The sequence below is a fragment of the Salipaludibacillus neizhouensis genome (genome assembly GCF_002886185.1).
GTDB lineage: Bacteria > Bacillota > Bacilli > Bacillales > Salisediminibacteriaceae > Salipaludibacillus > Salipaludibacillus neizhouensis.
Genome location: NZ_KZ614146.1, coordinates 1117976 through 1137020, shown reverse-complemented (window position 1 = coordinate 1137020; position 19045 = coordinate 1117976). Strand labels below are relative to the sequence as shown.

The 19045-nt window shown below is 36.0% G+C and carries 23 protein-coding genes and 1 pseudogene; 4 read left to right on the top strand and 20 right to left on the bottom strand.

Annotation, left to right across the window (positions count from 1 at the left end; genetic code table 11):
- The first annotated feature begins 9 nt into the window (after nt 1-9).
- Nucleotides 10-222 (top strand): hypothetical protein, encoded by a 213-nt coding sequence (locus CEF18_RS05375; protein ID WP_110935534.1) that lies wholly within the window; start codon nt 10-12, stop codon nt 220-222.
- A 388-nt stretch (nt 223-610) separates the two neighbouring features.
- Here CEF18_RS05375 and CEF18_RS05370 read toward each other — a convergent pair whose 3' ends face one another.
- The 5 genes from CEF18_RS05370 to bglB form a co-directional block, all read right to left on the bottom strand.
- Nucleotides 611-1375: a DeoR/GlpR family DNA-binding transcription regulator gene (locus tag CEF18_RS05370; RefSeq protein WP_110935533.1), complete on the bottom strand. Its 765-nt coding sequence runs from the start codon at nt 1373-1375 to the stop codon at nt 611-613.
- Nucleotides 1376-1561: 186 nt separating this feature from the next.
- A complete protein-coding gene (locus CEF18_RS05365) occupies nt 1562-2860 on the bottom strand; it encodes a TRAP transporter large permease (protein WP_110935532.1) in 1299 nt (432 codons plus the stop codon).
- Between the two features lie 18 nt (nt 2861-2878).
- Nucleotides 2879-3397 (bottom strand): TRAP transporter small permease, encoded by a 519-nt coding sequence (locus CEF18_RS05360; protein WP_223292245.1) that lies wholly within the window; start codon nt 3395-3397, stop codon nt 2879-2881.
- A gap of 16 nt (nt 3398-3413) precedes the next feature.
- Nucleotides 3414-4427 carry a TRAP transporter substrate-binding protein gene (locus CEF18_RS05355; protein WP_110935531.1) on the bottom strand — a complete coding sequence of 338 codons (1014 nt, stop codon included), beginning with the start codon at nt 4425-4427 and terminating at the stop codon, nt 3414-3416.
- A 68-nt stretch (nt 4428-4495) separates the two neighbouring features.
- Complete coding sequence (gene bglB, locus CEF18_RS05350) at nt 4496-5599, bottom strand: beta-galactosidase BglB (protein ID WP_110935530.1); 1104 nt, start codon at nt 5597-5599, stop codon at nt 4496-4498.
- A gap of 151 nt (nt 5600-5750) precedes the next feature.
- Here bglB and CEF18_RS05345 point away from each other — a divergent pair, with 151 nt between their 5' ends.
- Nucleotides 5751-6635 (top strand): spore coat protein, encoded by an 885-nt coding sequence (locus tag CEF18_RS05345; protein WP_110935529.1) that lies wholly within the window; start codon nt 5751-5753, stop codon nt 6633-6635.
- 114 nt (nt 6636-6749) lie between these two features.
- Entirely contained in the window at nt 6750-6947 is a 198-nt protein-coding gene (locus tag CEF18_RS05340) for a heavy-metal-associated domain-containing protein (RefSeq protein WP_223292351.1), read from the top strand.
- 130 nt (nt 6948-7077) lie between these two features.
- Here CEF18_RS05340 and CEF18_RS05335 read toward each other — a convergent pair whose 3' ends face one another.
- The 3 genes from CEF18_RS05335 to CEF18_RS05325 all read right to left on the bottom strand — a co-directional run bounded on the left by CEF18_RS05335 (nt 7078) and on the right by CEF18_RS05325 (nt 9215).
- Nucleotides 7078-7371 (bottom strand): DNA-binding protein, encoded by a 294-nt coding sequence (locus CEF18_RS05335; RefSeq protein ID WP_110935527.1) that lies wholly within the window; start codon nt 7369-7371, stop codon nt 7078-7080.
- A 125-nt stretch (nt 7372-7496) separates the two neighbouring features.
- The gene (locus CEF18_RS05330) at nt 7497-8045 is read right to left on the bottom strand and encodes a short-chain dehydrogenase (RefSeq protein ID WP_110935526.1); all 549 of its coding nucleotides are present in this window, start codon (nt 8043-8045) and stop codon (nt 7497-7499) included.
- A 90-nt stretch (nt 8046-8135) separates the two neighbouring features.
- The gene (locus CEF18_RS05325; protein WP_110935525.1) at nt 8136-9215 is read right to left on the bottom strand and encodes an NAD(P)H-dependent flavin oxidoreductase; all 1080 of its coding nucleotides are present in this window, start codon (nt 9213-9215) and stop codon (nt 8136-8138) included.
- Between the two features lie 378 nt (nt 9216-9593).
- Between CEF18_RS05325 and CEF18_RS05320 the strand changes: the two are divergent.
- Nucleotides 9594-10735 (top strand): annotated as a pseudogene (locus tag CEF18_RS05320) (IS110 family RNA-guided transposase).
- Between the two features lie 291 nt (nt 10736-11026).
- On the opposite strand, the gene CEF18_RS05315 reads toward CEF18_RS05320, so the two are convergent.
- From CEF18_RS05315 to CEF18_RS05250, 12 genes are all read right to left on the bottom strand, one after another.
- Nucleotides 11027-11569, bottom strand: coding sequence for an AAA family ATPase (locus CEF18_RS05315; RefSeq protein WP_110935524.1), 543 nt, complete (start codon nt 11567-11569; stop codon nt 11027-11029).
- 558 nt (nt 11570-12127) lie between these two features.
- Nucleotides 12128-12508: a nuclear transport factor 2 family protein gene (locus CEF18_RS05305; protein ID WP_110935523.1), complete on the bottom strand. Its 381-nt coding sequence runs from the start codon at nt 12506-12508 to the stop codon at nt 12128-12130.
- Between the two features lie 343 nt (nt 12509-12851).
- A complete protein-coding gene (locus tag CEF18_RS05300; protein ID WP_110935522.1) occupies nt 12852-13643 on the bottom strand; it encodes a DUF817 domain-containing protein in 792 nt (263 codons plus the stop codon).
- A 102-nt stretch (nt 13644-13745) separates the two neighbouring features.
- The gene (locus CEF18_RS05295) at nt 13746-14177 is read right to left on the bottom strand and encodes a hypothetical protein (protein WP_110935521.1); all 432 of its coding nucleotides are present in this window, start codon (nt 14175-14177) and stop codon (nt 13746-13748) included.
- A gap of 76 nt (nt 14178-14253) precedes the next feature.
- Nucleotides 14254-14478: a helix-turn-helix domain-containing protein gene (locus CEF18_RS05290; protein ID WP_110935520.1), complete on the bottom strand. Its 225-nt coding sequence runs from the start codon at nt 14476-14478 to the stop codon at nt 14254-14256.
- Between the two features lie 10 nt (nt 14479-14488).
- Nucleotides 14489-14971 carry a DUF2975 domain-containing protein gene (locus CEF18_RS05285; protein WP_110935519.1) on the bottom strand — a complete coding sequence of 161 codons (483 nt, stop codon included), beginning with the start codon at nt 14969-14971 and terminating at the stop codon, nt 14489-14491.
- Between the two features lie 322 nt (nt 14972-15293).
- A complete protein-coding gene (locus CEF18_RS05280) occupies nt 15294-15551 on the bottom strand; it encodes a DUF4190 domain-containing protein (RefSeq protein ID WP_110935518.1) in 258 nt (85 codons plus the stop codon).
- A 111-nt stretch (nt 15552-15662) separates the two neighbouring features.
- Nucleotides 15663-15875: a DUF6366 family protein gene (locus tag CEF18_RS05275; RefSeq protein ID WP_110935517.1), complete on the bottom strand. Its 213-nt coding sequence runs from the start codon at nt 15873-15875 to the stop codon at nt 15663-15665.
- A 261-nt stretch (nt 15876-16136) separates the two neighbouring features.
- Nucleotides 16137-16433 carry an antibiotic biosynthesis monooxygenase family protein gene (locus tag CEF18_RS05270; protein ID WP_110935516.1) on the bottom strand — a complete coding sequence of 99 codons (297 nt, stop codon included), beginning with the start codon at nt 16431-16433 and terminating at the stop codon, nt 16137-16139.
- A 387-nt stretch (nt 16434-16820) separates the two neighbouring features.
- Nucleotides 16821-17258 (bottom strand): hypothetical protein, encoded by a 438-nt coding sequence (locus CEF18_RS05260; protein WP_110935514.1) that lies wholly within the window; start codon nt 17256-17258, stop codon nt 16821-16823.
- 417 nt (nt 17259-17675) lie between these two features.
- Nucleotides 17676-18560, bottom strand: coding sequence for a TIGR01777 family oxidoreductase (locus tag CEF18_RS05255; protein ID WP_110935513.1), 885 nt, complete (start codon nt 18558-18560; stop codon nt 17676-17678).
- A 69-nt stretch (nt 18561-18629) separates the two neighbouring features.
- Nucleotides 18630-19031 (bottom strand): hypothetical protein, encoded by a 402-nt coding sequence (locus tag CEF18_RS05250; RefSeq protein WP_110935512.1) that lies wholly within the window; start codon nt 19029-19031, stop codon nt 18630-18632.
- Nucleotides 19032-19045 lie beyond the last annotated feature (14 nt).

Below are 19045 nucleotides of genomic sequence, written 5' to 3'. Positions count from 1 at the left end.
AGGAAAATTATGAAGAAGAAAAACCTATTTGAGCAGCAAATGGACAATGTAAAAGAGGAAACTAACAGTTCAGCGGTATTAAATGACGTCGTTGATACTGAATTTGAACAGCATCCAGGACAGAATGAAAGCCTTTTAGACGACAGCCCCCTCACGCCTGTTCAAGAAGCTGTGAATGATAATATAGATGGAAAGACCTGGACTACAATAGATGATGAATAAAACAAAGGGACGGTTCTCTGCTTCCTTTTCACCGATGGGGTAATCTTGGGTTGACCTAGCAAAAAATAGCTCCAAAAAAGACCCTTCCCGTGGAAAGAGTCTACGTTTTATTAATTATTTTCGTCAAGTTTTCGTAAATGGGATAATAGGATTTCCAGATAACTTTCAGCACCTAACATTCCAACTCATCGGCATTTATTTGATCATGGATAGACGGACGCCCAACATCTCATACCAAACATTTCTAATAACTTATATCCAACCTACTAATCAAACAATTTCGTTAATTCACATTAAACTAATTCAGATTGAATTGTAAATAAAAGAATTATTATAACCTGTTTATCAGATATAAAAATTAACCTTCATTCTTTTAAAAATCAACCATCTATACCTTAATAACATCAAGTCCTCTGTCATTAATTTGTTGGACAAGCGTTCCATCAATATTGCTATCGGTAATCAAGTAATCAATGACATCCAAATCACTAAACTTGGAAAAGGACCTAACCCCAATCTTACTGCAATCAATCATAATATAAACGGTTCCTGCATTCTCAATCATTTTTTTCTTGATCCTCGCTTGCTGTTCATCCGAGTCTGTAAGTCCCCGCTCCAAATGTAAACCCTTACAAGAAACAAAAGCCTTATCTACGTGATAAGTATCCATTGCAGATTCAGCTAACAGCCCAACATAGGATAGGGAATTAGACAACAAGATCCCACCTGTTGAAATCACAGTTACACGTTCTTTCTTCGCTAAAACCATGGCTACTTTAACAGAATTGGTCAAAACAGTTATGGCTATATCAGGTAATACTTTAGCCATATAACAAGCAGTCGTGCTTGCATCTAAGATAATTTTATCGCCTTCTTTGACATACTCTACTGCCTTAAGCGCAATTTCTTGTTTCTCTTCTACGTTCATCGTTTCTCTTTCAGAAAAAGGAATTTCTATTGAATCATCATCCGGAGTGAGATGAATTGCCCCGCCATGACTTCGAATTAATTTTTTATCATATTCCAGCTTTTCCAGATCTCTTCGAATGGTCTCTTCAGAAACAGAGAACATTTCACTCAATTCCGATACACGAACACTTTTTTTATCATTAACAAGTTTTACAAGCTTTTGTTGCCTTTCTGCTAAAAGCATTTCCCCCCTACTTTCTATCGTTTACTTGGTTTGGTAACGCTTTCTCATCCCTGTTAAAATTGGCTCCTGCATCGTTATTAAAACATCTAAGATTCAATAACGAGAGGAACCATGTAAATACACAATATTCAACTATAATTTAGTTTCTTTTTTAAACATAACCGATTCTACTAACGAATCCCTAGATTACAAACCTAATAGATTAGGCAAGAATAAACTAATCTGCGGTACAAAGGTAACTACTAACAAGAGTATAAATATCGCTAAATAAAATGGCATCAATGGTTTGATTAACTTCTCTATATTCACTTTAGCAATACTCGACCCAACGAACAGTCCTGTACCTACAGGTGGTGTAATCGTACCAACACACAAGTTTAAGATAAAGAACATACCGAAGTGTACTGGATCTATCCCTAAATCCAATGCGATCGGCAGAAAAATGGGAGTAAAAATTAAAATCGCTGGTGCGACATCCATCACAGTCCCAATCAGGATTAAGACAAGTGTGATAATTAGTAAAATGATAATAGGATTGTCCGAGAAACCCAACACTAAATTACTTAAAGCTTCTGGAATTCCCGTAAATGCCATCGTAAAAGACATGAGGGAAGATGCTGCAATTAAAAACATAATAATCCCGGTCATTTCCACAGCTTTAACAAACACATGTGGTAATTGATTCACTTTTAAGGTTCTATAATAAACTAACGCTAAAAATAAAGAATAGATGACACATACTGCAGATGCTTCGATCGCTGAAAAAACACCTGTGAGTATCCCACCAATAACAATTACGATGAGAAATAAACTTGGGATGGCATCGATAACGATCTTTTTCACATTTTGATTGCTATTTTTAGCTGCAATTGGATAGTTGTTCTTTTTAGCAATTATATATGCAACGACCATGATTGTGAACATCCAAAGTAACCCGATGACGGCACCAGCCATAAATAAAGCGGCTATAGAAGTACCTCCACTTATTAACGAAAAAATAATAAATGCTGTACTAGGAGGTATAACCATCCCCACTGGCGCGGATGCAATGTTTACTGCTGCAGCAAACTTTCTATCATAACCTTCTTTTTCTTGCAGTGGAACCATTACCCCACCAATTGCAGTAGATGCTGCAATCGCAGAGCTTGAAATCGATCCAAATAATCCATTTCCGATAATGTTCGTGTGCGCTAATGAGCCTGGAATTCTACCGCCAATTAACTTAGCTAAATCAATCAGTTTATGAGCAATTCCACCATGGTTCATGATAATCCCTGACAGGATAAAAAATGGCACCGCTACTAAAGAAAAGCTATCTAAACTCGCCACCATTTTTTGAGCAGAAGTGAAAACTGCGATATCGAGTGGTAATGCTAATAAAATTGCTGATAGTGCTGCTATCGCTATACTAATTGCAATAGGTATTCCAAGCGCCAATAAAAGAGCAAAGACGAGGACTAAAATCAAACTGGCTTCCATTACCATAACATTCACCTGCTTTGTTTAATTAATTTTGATTTGGTTATCTACTTGCGTTTCGATTGGTGCCCCTTCTTTCTTTTCTTTTACAAGCTCTAGGATATTAACAGAACTATAAAATAGGATGAGTACGCCAGACACGGGTAAAGATAAATACACTAATCCCATTGGTATCCCTAATGAAGGTGAAATCTGAGCCATTGTAAGAGATACGGCTCTGGATCCACCGTATATCATAATAATGGCAGCGAAAAAAAGGAAACCAAATTGGATCACTAAACCTAATGCCAGTTTCTTCCCATCTTTTAGTTTTTCACTTAAAAGAGTGATCGCTATATGACCCTTTCGACCTACTACATATGCTGCTGCTAACATCGATAACCATATTAAACCGAATCGAACAAACTCTTCCGTAGCAGTACTTGGATTGTTTAATATGAATCGACTGATTACCTGCCACGCCGTAACCGCTACCATTAACGCAAAAACTGTACAGGTAACAAATTCAAGTACTCTATCGACATATTTTTTAGCGTTTATCACTAGAAACAACTCCTCATTACTCTTCTTCTGTATCACTAAGATTTCTTATCGCTTCATACATTTCATTAAATTCGTCATTTTCCTTAAACTGCTCATGTATAGGCTGCACAGCGTCTTGGAATGGCTTTTTATCTACGTCGTTATAAACAACCCCGTATTCTTCTGCTGCTGTTTGTTTTTCGTTTTCGACTGCCTCACTCCATACTCCTTTTTGAAACTCGGTTGATTCCTCAGCCGATTCATGAACCGCTTCTATTTGTTCTTCCGTTAAACCTGCTAAACTCTCTTCATTTATTACGATGATATCTGGTACTCTCGTATGTTCGGAATACGAGTAATACGGGGCAACCGCTCCGTGTCCAGCTGTTACTAAAACGAATTCATTATTTTCTGAACCATCAATAATACCTTGCTGCAAAGAAGTATATACTTCGCCACTGCCCATCGGAGTTGGCGAACCACCTAATAGTTCAATCATCTCGATCGCAATTTCACTCTGCATGACCCGAATGATTTTCCCTTCTAGATCTTCGGGTGTTTCAATAGGTCCCTCCGACATATAAAAGTTCCTTGCGCCGGAGTCATAATACGTTAATCCAACGATCCCCATATCTTGCGTAGATTGATAGACAGGATCCATAATATCGTCATCTTCTAACACTCGGTAATAATGTTCCTCACTATCAAACAAAAACGGAATCCCGAAAACAGAATAAATATCTGAAAAACTCTCTAATGCTGCGCCACTAACTTTTGTCATATCAATCGCGCCAGTTTGCGTTAACTCAATAAGTTCTCTTTCTCCACCTAATTGACCGTCTGGAAAATAATCCACTACCACTTCTCCATCCGTTTTTTCCTCTACTAGTCTTCCGAACTCTTTCATAGCATCAATAACTGGCTGACTGTTACTTGCATATCCGAATCTTAAAACCTGAGTATCTTGTTCCGCACCAGTTCGAGTACTACAACCAGAAATGAGTACTAACATCGCTAAACCGGCAACTAACGCAAGAATATTCTTTTTCATTCTCTTCTGCCTCCTCCTCCTTGATATCGCAACGCTTACATGTAATTGAAAAAAATAATGTTTTCTTCTTAAACGTAAGAATATAGATATTCTGTTAAACAAGTAATTGCCAATGACTGTCCGTAAGGCATAGTAGTTGTTTTAATTTCTTTATAAAATTCTAAATTGTCACCCATTCCTGTACCTACTGACACTTTATTAACTGCTCCATCTTCGCTAATCTCATTAATAATTCCTTTGACCGCTTTCACAGCCACTTCCTTATATTCTGGAGAAATATATCGTTTGCGGACAGATTTTAATATTCCGTAAGCAAAACCAGCCGTTGCAGAAGATTCAAGATAAGATGTTTTGTCGTTTAACAGCGTATGCCATAAACCGCTTTCATCTTGGAGTTTAGCTAACTCTTTTACTTGACTATTTAATGTATCGATAAGAAATTCTCTAAAGAAATCTCCTTTTTTCAAGTCCAATATTTCTATGATTTCCGGAATGGCAATCGTGATCCAGCAGTTGCCTCTTCCCCATAACGCTTCTGCATAATTATGGTTTCCTTCAAACGTCCAACCATGAAACCATAAGCCGGTTTTTTTGTCGGCTAAATATTTTATGTGTATTAGAAATTGTTTTTTAGCTTCTTCTATATATTCCGGTCTATTTAATAGTTTTCCAATTTTCGCTAGAGGCAATACCGTCATCATTAAAGTATCATCCCAGAGCTGATTTTTATTTTCCGGACCATAGGTCATATGTTGCAACCCATCGTCTGTTGTCCTTGGCATATCATACATGACCCATTCTGCCCACTCTTCTAAATATGGAAGATACGTCTTGTCCTTTGTTTCTTCATATAAATAAGCCAGGGTTAATAGTGGGGCCATGGTGTTCACGTTTTTCGGCGGAGCTCCTTCTTCCAATCTATCATTAAACCAATCCATCACCACATTATAGGCTTTTGGATCTTTTGTTATCTCCCAAAATCTATATATTCCATATAAACCAACACCTTGTGGCCAATTCCATACACTCCAACTTTTGTCGTCCACAATGAGTCCGTCAAAATCCAACAAAAATTCTCCAGATTCATCTTTGATCTGCGAAAGGTTGTTAATTAGCTTATCCATATAATTTAAAACTTCTTTTTTTTCAATAAATGGTTTATTTTCACTCATAAAATTACCTCCAAGTAATAAAATATAAAGCCCTTACAATTTTCATTATAAAGAAACCTTCCAAATAAAACAACATAAAACATTTTAAAACAAAAACAAACAACCAAAAAACGACCAAATCCACACTATTTCACACACATTCACAGGAAGCATGGGGACGGTTCTGTGCTTCATTGGCGCCATTGGATTCTCTACTCTTTTAATGGAAGATAGGATGTCACTTGAATTCGCTTCTCGGAGATACTTTCCTCTATTTAAAAGTTTTTTAATAGAAAAAGATACGCAATCGGACTTGTTTGAACCTTTATTCGTGCATGTAATTTATTCTAAAGTGCACACTATCATTTGGGGACAACCCAATAACTTATATGGAGGAATATGCATGAATTTTGCAGCACACGAACTTTTGGAAACATCGGAAGCTTTAAGAACCAAAGCAGCCGAGATTGAACAACATGGGATGTTTGCCAACCAATGTAATGATCAACGCTTAAAAGGGATATTAGAAAAGCATCAACAACAAATGATGTCTGCCTACCAACAGGGAATTAACCTTGCGCAAGGAAGAGGCGCCCAGTTAACTCATCAAACTCCTAACTTTCAGACGCAAAATAACTACCAATCACAAGGTTCTAATCAAAATAATCAATCTAATGCTACTATGCAACATCAATCGACCATGTCTGCTCCGATGATGAATCCACAAACTCTTTCGGATCAAACCATGGCTACCTTAGCTCTTAACACCCATAAAACAGGTTCGATGATGGGAATGCAGTGGGCTAACGAGTGCGTAGATACATTGCTTCGTACATACCATGTTAACGGAGCTAACCTATGTCAAGAGATGGCGTATGAGATCTGGACTTGGATGCACCAAAATGGCTATTACCAACCAACTACTTTCAATACGTCACAAACACACCAAATGAAAGATATGTTTCAGAACATGGGATCCGGATCAATGAATCAAATGCAAGGTAATCAAAATCAAAACCAACATCAAAATCATCAAAATCAAAACCCTATGCAATAACAATCATGATAAATTTATAAATAAAACCAAGAGCGTGTGTGTGAACCGCTCTTGGTTTTGTCTTATATTAATGCCTTAGTTAAATGGAAAAGGAGGATGTAACAATTGGCCGATATGACCTTATTTATTAAAGAAGCCACGAACGAGGAACCCATTCAAACACTAGAAACCGTTTTAATGCAAATGGATGGCATTGAAAGAGCTTTAGTGGATACGAAAGATGGAGAAGTTAAAATCACCTATCATGAAAGTCAAATTTCGGAGGAAGAAATCACTGGTACCATTCAGAAACGCTTTGTTATCTATGGATGAAATAAAGTCCTATTAAATAAAGCCTATTAGAAAGCAATTTCAGCTGCTGATAGGCTTTACTTATGCTTCTAGAAATATAACTTTGCAGGTTAGATAAACTTACTACTATCTGTTCATCAAATAGTGTTCACTACTCTTGATCTAATAACCATTTACGCAATTTTGACTTTGGATAATACACATTGTTATTTATAATAATATGTGGAATGTCTGAATGGTCTTTAATTAAAGAGTTTGCATCTTCTTTTGATATTCCCATAAAATGATGAACTTCGCTTTCTTTCATCAGTTCGTGTTCATCGTCATCATCCAAGGAATCTATTATACTTTTAGCATTTGGGTTATTAATGTTTTTTAACCCGTCCCCAATAAAATACCCTGCGGCCGCTATTGCTATTGCTAACCAAAAAAAATCAAGTTCCATTCTTCTCTCTCCTTTTTTTCATTCTAATATCGTGTTAATAAAACATGGGGACGGTTCTCTGCTTCATTTTTGGGTGAGGATTGAAACAGAGAACCGTCCCTGCGTATCATGAAACTTCCTTTTTGTTAAGGACGCTTTTCCCAAGGAGTAACTACACCAACACATGAAATATATGTATTCTTTTTAATAGCCTCTATAACCCCAGTGGAAATTTCTTGATTTGTTAACCACCTTGAGTGATTGTCTTCCACCACAAATCCTAATTGCACTTGGTGGTATTGACAACCATCAGGTGCGATATCATTTCTTTTTATTTCTTCTAAATCTGAACTACTGCCACAAATATGATACAAGTCCCATGTTTCGATAGAAGTAGAAACATCATTTCCGATGATTTCCAGTGCATCTTCAGCATCTGAATGAATCCACGCAATGACAATATCAATCCCTCCATTTACTTGAATCGACTGTTTTAGTTGATCTCGTAATTCAAACCCATTTTTATAATCCACTAACAATGGAGTGATCTGTTTTTTTGTGCTTGCTTTCTCGATCAGCTGTGCCATTTTTATGGGATTCCTTGCAATGACCGACACACGATAGCCATTATCTGCTAACCAAAGTGACACATTCGATAACATACCTATACCACCAACGACCAAGGCATGTTTCATTTATATTCGCTCCTTCTATAAAATTTCTCGAACTAAGTAAGCTGTAATCATTAGGGCTTAACTTCCGTTTTAAACCGAAAAACCTCTTTTTTAATTCTTGTTACAAATAGTTTTCGCCTCTGCAATTATCGTTTTCATTAATGCGTTAACCGTTTGGCTTTTCGCTAATCTTGGACTTTGTCCGGACCATAGAGACATAAATTCTCGATTTCTTTGCGAAGAAGAAGCTTTTCTAATTCCTTTTGTTAAGGTGTTTTGTACTGGGAAACTTGGTAGGGAGGCTTCGTTTTGTTGCATTTCCATGATGAATTTATTATTAACTCCCCTTGCCCACTTTCCTGAAAAAGAACGAGTGAAGACAATCTGATCTTCATGAGCTTGAAGAATTTCTTCTTTATGTAACTCGCTAGCGCCACTTTCCTTGCAAGTTAAGAAAGCAGTGCCCATTTGAACACCCTTCGCACCTAGACAAATAGAGGCCATTAACCCTCTCCCATCCATTATACCTCCAGAGGAAACAACAGGAATATTAACATTGTCGACAACTTGTGGGATCAGTGACATTAAACCTACTAAACTCTCTTCATGCTCAACTAAAAAGTTCCCTCGATGTCCACCAGCCTCGCTACCTTGGACAACTACCATATCCATTCCTTCTTTTTCAATTTCCATGGCTTCTTTAACCGTTGTAGCTGTGCCAATTACGATAATGCCATACCGTTTCAACTCTTTAATCACGTCTCTAGAAGGTATACCAAATGTAAAAGAACAAACAGGGACCTTTTCTTCGATTACCACGTTTATTTGTTCATGGAATTCTGCTAAAACTTTTTTATATTGAGGAATTTCCAAGCTATCTTTAGCGTCTATATTCAATTGTTCACGAATAGGCTGCAATAACTGATTAGCGGTTTCCACTTCTTCCTCTGGCACTTCAAATTCAGTTGGTACAAATAAGTTTATACCAAAAGTATTGTCAGTTAACTGCGTTATTTCTCTAATTTGTTCACGCATTTGATCGGCAGTCATATAACCTGCACCAATCATTCCTAGACCACCAGAATTAGAAACTGCCACTACTAATTCCGACGTTGTTACTCCACCTGCCATTGGCGCTTGAATAATCGGATACTCAATACCTAAAAGTTCCATAACCTCATTATCTAGCAAAACTAACACCTCGCATTCTTAGTTTCAAAACATGGTGACGGTTCTCTGCTTCTTTATCACCGGTGGAATACTCCTCAGGAAATGAACCACATAAGAAACACACATGATTTAACACTCACACCCCGGGCATGAAAATTATCCTATCCCTCGGGGTTTTTCTTTTTATCCATTTACCTATACTGATTAATGCTGTGGAAAGGACGTTAAACGCGCGTTTTTGTGGTGGTCCTAACCCTGAATAAGAAACTGTTTGGAATTTGCTTTGTGTACACCCCGATGTTGACTCTTCCTTTTATCCGAAGATGATCACGTACAGAAAAATACTATTTGTTCAAGCTTATTCCACTTTCCATAGACATTATTTTGGAGGTAGATCGTATGGAAACTTTCGTTCCCCGTTGTGCTGGTATGGATGTACATCAAAAAGAGATTGTCGTTTGTACCATCATCGGTTCAACCGATGATGACATTCAAAAAGAAACAAAATCCTTCTCCACTCTCACTAAAAGTCTCTTTGATTTATTGAAATGGCTGGAAGATAAAGAAATTATCCACCTTGCCATGGAAAGCACAGGAATCTATTGGAAGCCTGTCTATAATATTCTTGAAGGGTACTTTGATATCACTCTTGCCAATGCTCAACGAATTAAAAATGTCCCTGGTCGTAAGACGGATGTCTCCGATGCAGAATGGATTGCCAAACTGCTTCGTCACGGTTTAATTGAAAAAAGCTTTGTACCTAGTCAAGATCTCCGAGAGTTACGCGACTTAACTCGCTTACGAAAGAAATGGATCGGGAACTTAACCGCGGAAAAAAACAGGATTTCAAAAGTACTCGAAAGTTCAAATATCAAATTAGGCTCTGTTATTTCCGATATCTTTGGCGTTTCCGGACGTAGGCTCTTAAATCACTTAGTCGAAAAAGGGTACCTTGATCAAAAGGATGTGAATGCTAGTATACATCACTGCCTAAGAAAAAAAGCAGAAACGATCTCTGAATCTCTTTTCGGCACATTAAATGAACATCAAATGTTTATGATTAGAAGCTCTTGGAATCACATCGAATACTTGGAAAGGTCCATTCAAGATCTAGAAAGCAGAATTGATTCTCTGGTCCAATTTCATCAAGAAGAAAAAGACATCCTTTTAACCATTCCAGGAATTAAGGAACATACCGTTGCCTGCATCATTGCTGAAATCGGCACAGATATGACGCAATTTCCTTCCTCCAGGCATTTAGCTTCATGGGCTGGAGTATCTCCTGGAAACAACGAAAGTGCCGGTAAAAAAAAAGTTCTAAAAGCGTCCAAGGAAACCCGCATATAAAAGCCGCTCTTTGTGAAGTAGCTTGGGCCATATCAAGATCGAAAAATACAGCCATGGCGTCTACTTTTTGGAAACTCTCTGCTAGAAGAGGAAAGAACAAAGCATTACTGGCAATCGCCCATAAACTACTAAGAATAATTTACACACTACTCATTAATAAACAACAGTACGTAGAATCACGTTTAGTTGGATAAAAAAGTTTACAATGTCATATCCATTCAAGGTTGTGTAAAAAAAAAAAAACAAGAAATACACCCTCTATTTAGTGCGGCCTTCAACTACTATTTCCCTTCAACCCAACTTCCTAAATTCTTAACGCGAAAACTTCTTCACTTTTTATTTTCACAGAAAAAACTGTCTTGCAGTCATAGATTACTTTCACTCCCATTCAATTTACATTGTATTCCCTATCTTCTATAAGTTCACCAATATGTATCGTTGAATAATTTAAGATTTTATTCTGAATTTCACGGGGGAACATTTCTTTAATATCTTCTCAACGTTGCCTGCCATGAGTTAAGGTAACTAATTATATATTTCTTGTTATTTGCGACAAATATTTTATCACGATATATTCCATATCTTTCGAAAAATTTGGGCTTTCCTCTATCTTCAAATTGCTTATTCCACTTAAACATGTTGAAAAAAATTTTGATTGTCGGCTTGTAATTTGATTTCTCTAATCCTAGTTTTTGATACAAAAATCTCTTTGTTATTCGTGATGTTCGTATTGAATACTTTGTATCTAAAAAAATAATTAAATCTGCATGTCGAAAACTATTAGCAACCCAATCTTCATTGTGAATACCTTCTATTATCCAACTTTCAGATTGAATAATCTTATTCAAATAATCTTCTCTTTCCTTCTCAGTTCTTTTTATATCGCCCGCCTTATCCCTTATCCATACAACGTTATCTAATTCGTGAAATGGAATTGAATACTTAGTGGATAACTCTTTTGCCAACGTTGTTTTGCCACTTCCAACAAAACCAATAATATGGATCTTTTTCGGTATTCTCTTTTTCAAATTATCCCCCTCTTTTCAGAATATTTAAGTCTTATGTCAATTTTATGTGGGCGAATTTTCCACTTCATTTTTGAGGTAAACCATTGTATCATAAAACACCTGAGTTAAAAATCTTATCGTATATAGGAGACCATATTTTATATACAAACCTATTCCTAGGATTATTCATTACTATCCTCCTAAAAAATGATTATCGAAAACAACATACCCAATAACTTTTATGTAATCGCTTCACTTTTTCTTATTCTATTACTACGCTTTTAGTTTAACACTATTTTCCAATTGACTGTCTTAATAAATAATATAATGATATTTTTGTAGGTTTAAAATATTCCACTTTTGTATGATTTTTAGAAGCGATTGCCGCAACATTTACCACTAGGTTACATGAAGGAAGTGAGGATTACAACGGTAAGGATTTTACAAGAAAATAGGCTAATTTATCAGTATTTTTTCTGATAAATTAGCCTTTCGCTAGTAAACAAGAGATCTCTATTGATAAGATCACCGCTGGTACTTTATTAGGAAAATCACCGTTAGCACATATAAACTAACTTTTCATGTGAGATCTTTTATTACTTCACTTAATTGCAATGGTGAGATAGTGCCTTGATGAAAATATAACTTCCATCTATCGTCTATAAGTTTCCATATAGAACTTCGAAGTGTATTACGATTTCTAGTCTTATCTACTATAAAATAAGTGGATAAAACTAAATCAGATGATAACGGATATATTTCATAATTATGTAGTGACATTTCAGTTAATACAACTCCAGATTCAAGGCATTCTTTTTTGTCAAACATATAACCTGAACTGCCTATTTCAAAGAAATCATCGTCTAGTATATTATCTAGTTCTTCAAGACTTTGACGTACTTCAAGTCCTGTGTGCCTCATTTCTAATTCTTTTAAATGTTCTTTTAAGTTCACATCCATAATTTCATCCTCCACATGTTTATTTCTTTTCAGCCATCTTTATAAACCTGACTGATACTTCAATAAGAGACAGACGTCAACTTATTCAAGCATATAACCCGTACGCAAAACAAGCTATCTCTCTTCTGTTTTAATCACAATATTTTTAAAAATGTATGGCACCAATTATCATAATCTATTTAATCTTCATAAGAACGGTGAGATTCGTTTCGCCGAATTTCAGGTTCTAATGACACATCTTCTTCACCCGAAAAGTGAAGCAGGGAACCGTCCCCTGCTTCGCTGTTCACGGTTCATCCTTTAGTATGCTTTAGTAAGAACTTCAACTAATATTCGAATTTAATTATAAAGATCGACTAGTATCTACCTTAGTGGAATTTTTTCCTTTAACCTGCTTCAACGTCGCTACTATGAGAAAGCTAACAATCACTAATAAGAGCCATGAACTGACCTTTCCTAAATGAACGAGACTCCATGCATCGGTTTGGTTAGGATATTCCCATGCTCCAAAGAACGTTGCGATGTTTTCGGCTATCCATATAAAAAATCCGATGAGCACAAAAGAAAGTGCGATTGGCATACAGTAACGACTTCCATCAATCTCGTATATGACCCATGATTTCCAAAAGACAAAAATGACAAGTACAGATAAGCCCCAACGAACATCCATCCAAAAATGGTGGGTGAAAAAATTCAAATAAATGGAAACTGCAAGAGGTACAACGATCAAAAACGGTGGCCACTTAACCAGTTCAATCTTAAGCCTCCTCCACGCCTGGCAAAGATAACTCGCTACACTTGCATACATGAATCCGCTATAAAAAGGCACTCCAAAAATCTTGGAATATCCATCCTCTGGATAAGACCAGGAGCCCATATGTACCTTGAAGAGTTCAAGCGCAAGTCCAATAAGGTGAAACAATGTGATCACCTTTAGTTCATCCCGTGTTTCAAGTCCAGACCGCACCATCAACCATTGCATCAGAAGGCAAATGATGAGAAGCCAGTCGTACCGCGGCAGGAAGGGAAGGGCTATGAGTTGGGTGAGAGCCAAAGAGGCAAAAATAACGACAGGAAACAAGCATGATAGAGCCTGCTCCCGCCCAAAACGAAGGAGTTGTTTTAGTGATCTCATGTTTTGTTCCTCCACAAGTTTTTTCTGAATTATATGTAAACACGGGGACGGTTCTCTGCTTCAATTCTCCGCAACAAATGAAGCAGAGAACCGTCCCTTGCTTTATTTTATTCTTTTCAAATCAGCTTCATTTATCGAATCACCAGTAATTTCAAAAAATAATTCTTTATTATTGACTAATTCAAGCGTAACTTTTTTGTTTAACTGTATTCTATCCACGTCATCTTCTACATTACCGTCCGCCAAAATAAAAGTTTCCATTTCAACCTCTCCATCTAACTCAAAATCTTCTTTTAGAAATTCAAACCTTAATTCTTCTCCATTTTCAATTATAGAGCCGTCAGCATTAGTCATACCTTGTGAATGATTCAATATTTTAGTTTCTAATCCATAAAAATCAAAATTAGCGTTGTTTTTTATGTTGATCATCATATTATTCTCATTTGGTTCAATAGGAGTATCTGGGCTATCTGAACAAGCAGATAAAAAAGTAAGTAACAAAATTATCATAAATAACGACCATAATCTCTTCATTATACTACCCCTCGTTAATATAAAATTTTATTTACCAATTAATGTAACACTCACTTTCTAAAAAAGTTCTGTTGTCTTAATGTTGTTGATTGTCCATTTCACTTTGATATTCAAGAATATCTCCAGGTTGACATTCCAAAGCCTTGCAAATTGCTTCTAACGTTGATAACCGAACCGCCTTTGCCTTTCCATTTTTTAATATAGATAGATTAGCCATCGTGATTCCAACTCTATTTGATAGTTCTGTCACGCTCATTTTCCTTTTAGCAAGCATCACATCAATATTGATAATAATCGCCATCTTATTCACCTCATACCGTTAAATCATTTTCTGATTTTATATCTATAGCATTTTTTAACAGCTTTTGAAGAACAGCAGCAAAGACTGCAATCACCATGGAAGCAAAAATCATGACCATTCCAAGTAGTATGATACCTGGGGCGTCGTCTTTCTCCGCTATGAGAAAGAAAAGTGGCATGCCTACCACATATAAGAGACTGATTGTGAAGGCGCAGTATTTTATAACCTTTAAAGCTCTTACAGATAATTCCGAGAAAGCTTTATTCTTGTCAATATAGCTTAAAAGTTTAAAAGCTTGGTACAGAGCAAAGTAAAAAGGTATCGCCGTTGCATACAAATCGATGAAAATAAGATATTTTATATAAGCAATATCCGGATACAATTCTGCTGCAAAATTCGCTATCTCAGGCACCAAAAATAGGCACAAAGCAAGAACTGGAATTCCAATAATAATCAAAGCAATTCTTAAAAACAGTGTTGTTCCTCGTTTCATAATAAGCACCTCACTTATTTATTATTAAATTTGACTTTACCACAAATTTTATCGTTTAACAATAAATTAATGTTGATTTGTATTGTGTTTCTATTGTTAATAAGAAAAACACATAACGTCTTTTTATTAAAAAGAGCTGTCAATTTATCTCCCGAAAAAGACAAAAAGCATTTCTCATTAGCCAGAAATGCTCTATAGTTTTAGACTATTCAATTTTTAACTAGATTCTGTAACTTATAAGTTGCTTTCACTAAAGCGCGAGGTGAACCAGTTCGTCAAGTTAATATCTTGATGGCCAATCTTTCCTCCCGATAACCAAACATCATCCTCCACTAGAAAAGTTAAACATGATAATTCCTAACACCCCAACTAATTGAATGAAAATTCCAACCGAACTGCAAATTAAACCGGACGTTGCTAATCTTTCACCAACGTCACTTGATTTTTCTATTTCTTTCACAGCTTTTCTCGCTGTCACAATCCCAATTACGCCGAAGACTAAGCCAATGATAGGTAAAATTATCGAAAGAATCCCCACAGTTAAAGAAATAACAGCATTACTATTTGTTTTAGTGGCCATTAAAAATCCCCCTCAACCTATAAATCACTCTAAAAACTAGATTGTTAAACCCTAACACTAAACCAAGAAAAAGCTAAGGAAAACACAGAGAACCGTTATTATTCTCCACTGTTAAAAGAAGAAGGATACAATTAAATAACCTAGAATGATAACAATAATAAGTATGCCTGTTCCTTTCCAACCAAGGCTATTGACTAAATCTATTAGACCACCAGATTGGGCTCTGTTAGCAGCATCTACCATATTTCCAGTTGGGTTTCGTTTTAATTCTTCTTGTCTCATTCTCTCTCGCCGTCTTTCAGGAGTTTCTTTATTACTATTCATCCAATCCCCCCTTTAATAAAACACTAACACCAGGCAAAGGCACACCATTTGTATATCGGAATTACTTATATACTTTTCCAAGCCAGTAAAGAAACCAATAGAACAGCACCTACTATAACGCCAATAATTTGGTCCAATAAAAGTTCACCAGTTCTGAAATATCGAATGGTAAAAGTTCCTCCAATAACGATTGCTGTAACGGCAAATTGAATAAGATACGAGTTAATTTACACCGACAAATCCCCCCCCAATTCCGTCAAACTATGAAACAGGTACTTTTTCAAAATGTTCCACTGTTGGAAATGGATCATAGAAATGATGCAATTGCCTCTTCCACTCTTGATACTCTTCCGATTGTCTAAATCCAACTGTATGATCATCTAATGTTTCCCACTTCACTAACAGTAAATATTTCCCTTTCACTTCTAGGCATCGCTGTAATTCGTGAGATATGTAACCTTTCCTAGATGAAATGATTTTTGCGGCTTCCCTAAATGCTTCCTCGTAATCATCTTCCATTCCTCGCTTAACATTTAACATTACGGCTTCTACTATCAAACATATCTCCTCCAATTTAGAGTAAAAAAATACAGTTATCGTGCACGAATATAATCCGCTCCCAATAACGAGGTAAACAGGAACTGGTACTATCTAGCAACTTAACTTGACCTATAAGAAGAATATTAAAAAGCCTATAATTACAGTAAAAAAATAACAGATAGTCCCTATTTTTTTCATTTTTATATCAACTTTCGTTTTCATTTCCAATTCTCGAATATAATTATTGACTACCCAGAGACTAACTAAAGGAATAATTCCAATCATCAGATTATCTACTACATAAACTAATATAAAAACTGTCACTATAGCAATTGCTATGTTCGTTAAAATTGTTTGCATAAAAATCTTACCCTTCTTATTTCTTCAACACCTCTGCTCCCAATACTATTCAGCTTCCCATTTTTTATCTGTTAGGATCTCATATACAATTTCAGAAGAGTTTTTAGACAATGTTCCGTAATTCGATTGTCCCTCAATTTTTAATTCTATTCTATTATAATCTCGGTTTCTCCTAACGCTGTGATTATATGAATTCCAAGTAAAGCGAAAATCAGGGGGACCAATATCCACTTCCACATTTTCCTGCCAGTCAGCGTTTTTCAAAGCTTCAATAAGAGTTTCCACTTGATCATTCGCCTGAATTTCATTTATTGTAGCGTAGTTCCCGTTGTCTTTTTTCTGTTTGACATTGATACTATTCTCATCCCATAAGCTGCTATAGACTCTATCTTTTGTAGAATCATTACCATTTGTAAGAGCCCCCTGTTGACATCCAAACAAAAAAATACTAAAAAATGTAATCACAAATAGATATTTTTTCACTTATATTCCTCCTGACAGGAGTTATTTCACGGAATGTTAAAAAAGATAATAGACTACAAATAAAGAATATCACTAGATTAATATCTTTTCACAATGTCTGTGTTCCTCTACACTAATTTTAACATAAATAACCAATTACCCTTTTCACTCATTATACAAATATCAGCCTATACCGAAAATCTTATAAACGAATCAAAATGCCTACCAAATCAACATTTAATTTAAGAGGCATTCCTAACACTTTTTATACCACTTGTTATAAATTATTCTGGCTGAATGAATCTTTAAATCCTGACAATTAAGCCTCTTAAACCTTGTCATTTTCTAGTCATTCTCCAGGCTCTCACAGGACTCTATAACTATTTGCTCCCTGTACACAAGTATGTAATTTCTTCAAAGGAGTAATGTTTTGATTTATTATAAAACGTCCTGCAACGTCTTATGAAGTGTATTGAAAGTAAACGTGAATCCTTCTCGTTCCAGTCGTTCTGGAATAACCCAGCGGCTTTTCAAAACCAGTTCTGTTTCCGTCCTTATCATAGCCGATCCTATTTCCAGTATCCATTTTGGGGCAGGTAAACCAAACGACTTATTCATTTCCGTTCGTAATGATTTCATAAGCTCTTGATTAGTTACAGGATTTGGCGACGAACAATTAAATACGCCACTAAGATCCTCTCTTCCCTTTAGAAAAAGCACAATTTGCAATAGATCTTCTATGTGGATCCAGCTAAATTTTTGTTTTCCTGTTCCCTGGATACCACCAAGCCCAAACTTCACTAAGTTTCGATATGGAGTCATGACTCCTCCCTCTTTACCGAGTACAATAGCAGTGCGGAGAGCGACTTTTCTTGTTTTTGGTAAGTCATATGCAAAGAAAGTTTTCTCCCAGTGTAAAGCAACATCAACTGAAAATCCTGAACCTATCTCCCCATTTTCTTCTGACATCGGACGATCTTCCGCGTGTCGATAAATAGTAGCTGTGCTCGAATTCATCCAAACTTCAGGTGGTTTTTCGCAAGCCAATATACACTCTCCAAGAATAGTAGTTGTCTTGACCCTTGAATTTATGATTTCCTTTTTATTTTCTTCATTATATCGGCAATTCACTGATTTTCCAGCCAGATTAACCAGAAGTTCTGCACCTTCTAATGCTTCTATTATTCCAGATGTATCATCCCAGGAAATGTACTGAGGTTGTCTCGATATAATTTTCACGTCATATCCAAGCTCGTCAAATTTAGTTTTAAAATATTCACCTATGAAACCTGTTCCTCCTGCTAAAATTACTTTTCTCATCATTAAAACTCCAATCCATTTTTATCTTTATAACCACTTTTCTATAACCAGTTTTCCGCGCTTAAATTAATCTTAAGGTCTGTATCCGTACACGAAAGAAAACAAGAAGCTAAATAAAACATAGACGACAGTTGCAGGAATGACACTTAATAAAATAAGTACCTTCCCCTTTTTAGTGCGAGCCTTGGTAAACCACCTGAAATAAATAAAAACGATGATACCTATTAAAGGTAAAAATAGATAATTAGTTATCGTGCCAACCCATCCTGTATTTTGATCCCAATATTCCTCTGGAACAGGGAGAATGTCCTCATATTTTTCATCAATTCTGTTCTTAACCGTTATAAAAAAATAGGAAACGACCAAATAATAAGTAATAATTACGCTTTTGCCCCACCAAAACATATATTTGTTGAAAATCACGATGATAAATATGAACCCCAATGTTATAACAAATCCTGTGTATTGTGCCATTGAAACCCCCTTAG

Excerpts from the sequence above, each read along its gene's own strand:
- CEF18_RS05375 (WP_110935534.1), top strand. The coding sequence starts at position 10 with ATGAAGAAGAAAAACCTATTTGAGCAGCAAATGGACAATGTAAAAGAG.
- CEF18_RS05370 (WP_110935533.1), bottom strand. The coding sequence starts at position 1,375 with ATGCTTTTAGCAGAAAGGCAACAAAAGCTTGTAAAACTTGTTAATGAT.
- CEF18_RS05365 (WP_110935532.1), bottom strand. The coding sequence starts at position 2,860 with ATGGTAATGGAAGCCAGTTTGATTTTAGTCCTCGTCTTTGCTCTTTTA.
- CEF18_RS05355 (WP_110935531.1), bottom strand. The coding sequence starts at position 4,427 with ATGAAAAAGAATATTCTTGCGTTAGTTGCCGGTTTAGCGATGTTAGTA.
- bglB (WP_110935530.1), bottom strand. The coding sequence starts at position 5,599 with ATGAGTGAAAATAAACCATTTATTGAAAAAAAAGAAGTTTTAAATTAT.
- CEF18_RS05345 (WP_110935529.1), top strand. The coding sequence starts at position 5,751 with ATGGGGACGGTTCTGTGCTTCATTGGCGCCATTGGATTCTCTACTCTT.
- CEF18_RS05340 (WP_223292351.1), top strand. The coding sequence starts at position 6,750 with ATGACCTTATTTATTAAAGAAGCCACGAACGAGGAACCCATTCAAACA.
- CEF18_RS05335 (WP_110935527.1), bottom strand. The coding sequence starts at position 7,371 with ATGGAACTTGATTTTTTTTGGTTAGCAATAGCAATAGCGGCCGCAGGG.
- CEF18_RS05330 (WP_110935526.1), bottom strand. The coding sequence starts at position 8,045 with ATGAAACATGCCTTGGTCGTTGGTGGTATAGGTATGTTATCGAATGTG.
- CEF18_RS05305 (WP_110935523.1), bottom strand. The coding sequence starts at position 12,508 with ATGGATGTGAACTTAAAAGAACATTTAAAAGAATTAGAAATGAGGCAC.
- CEF18_RS05300 (WP_110935522.1), bottom strand. The coding sequence starts at position 13,643 with ATGAGATCACTAAAACAACTCCTTCGTTTTGGGCGGGAGCAGGCTCTA.
- CEF18_RS05295 (WP_110935521.1), bottom strand. The coding sequence starts at position 14,177 with ATGAAGAGATTATGGTCGTTATTTATGATAATTTTGTTACTTACTTTT.
- CEF18_RS05290 (WP_110935520.1), bottom strand. The coding sequence starts at position 14,478 with ATGGCGATTATTATCAATATTGATGTGATGCTTGCTAAAAGGAAAATG.
- CEF18_RS05285 (WP_110935519.1), bottom strand. The coding sequence starts at position 14,971 with ATGAAACGAGGAACAACACTGTTTTTAAGAATTGCTTTGATTATTATT.
- CEF18_RS05280 (WP_110935518.1), bottom strand. The coding sequence starts at position 15,551 with ATGGCCACTAAAACAAATAGTAATGCTGTTATTTCTTTAACTGTGGGG.
- CEF18_RS05275 (WP_110935517.1), bottom strand. The coding sequence starts at position 15,875 with ATGAATAGTAATAAAGAAACTCCTGAAAGACGGCGAGAGAGAATGAGA.
- CEF18_RS05255 (WP_110935513.1), bottom strand. The coding sequence starts at position 18,560 with ATGATGAGAAAAGTAATTTTAGCAGGAGGAACAGGTTTCATAGGTGAA.
- CEF18_RS05250 (WP_110935512.1), bottom strand. The coding sequence starts at position 19,031 with ATGGCACAATACACAGGATTTGTTATAACATTGGGGTTCATATTTATC.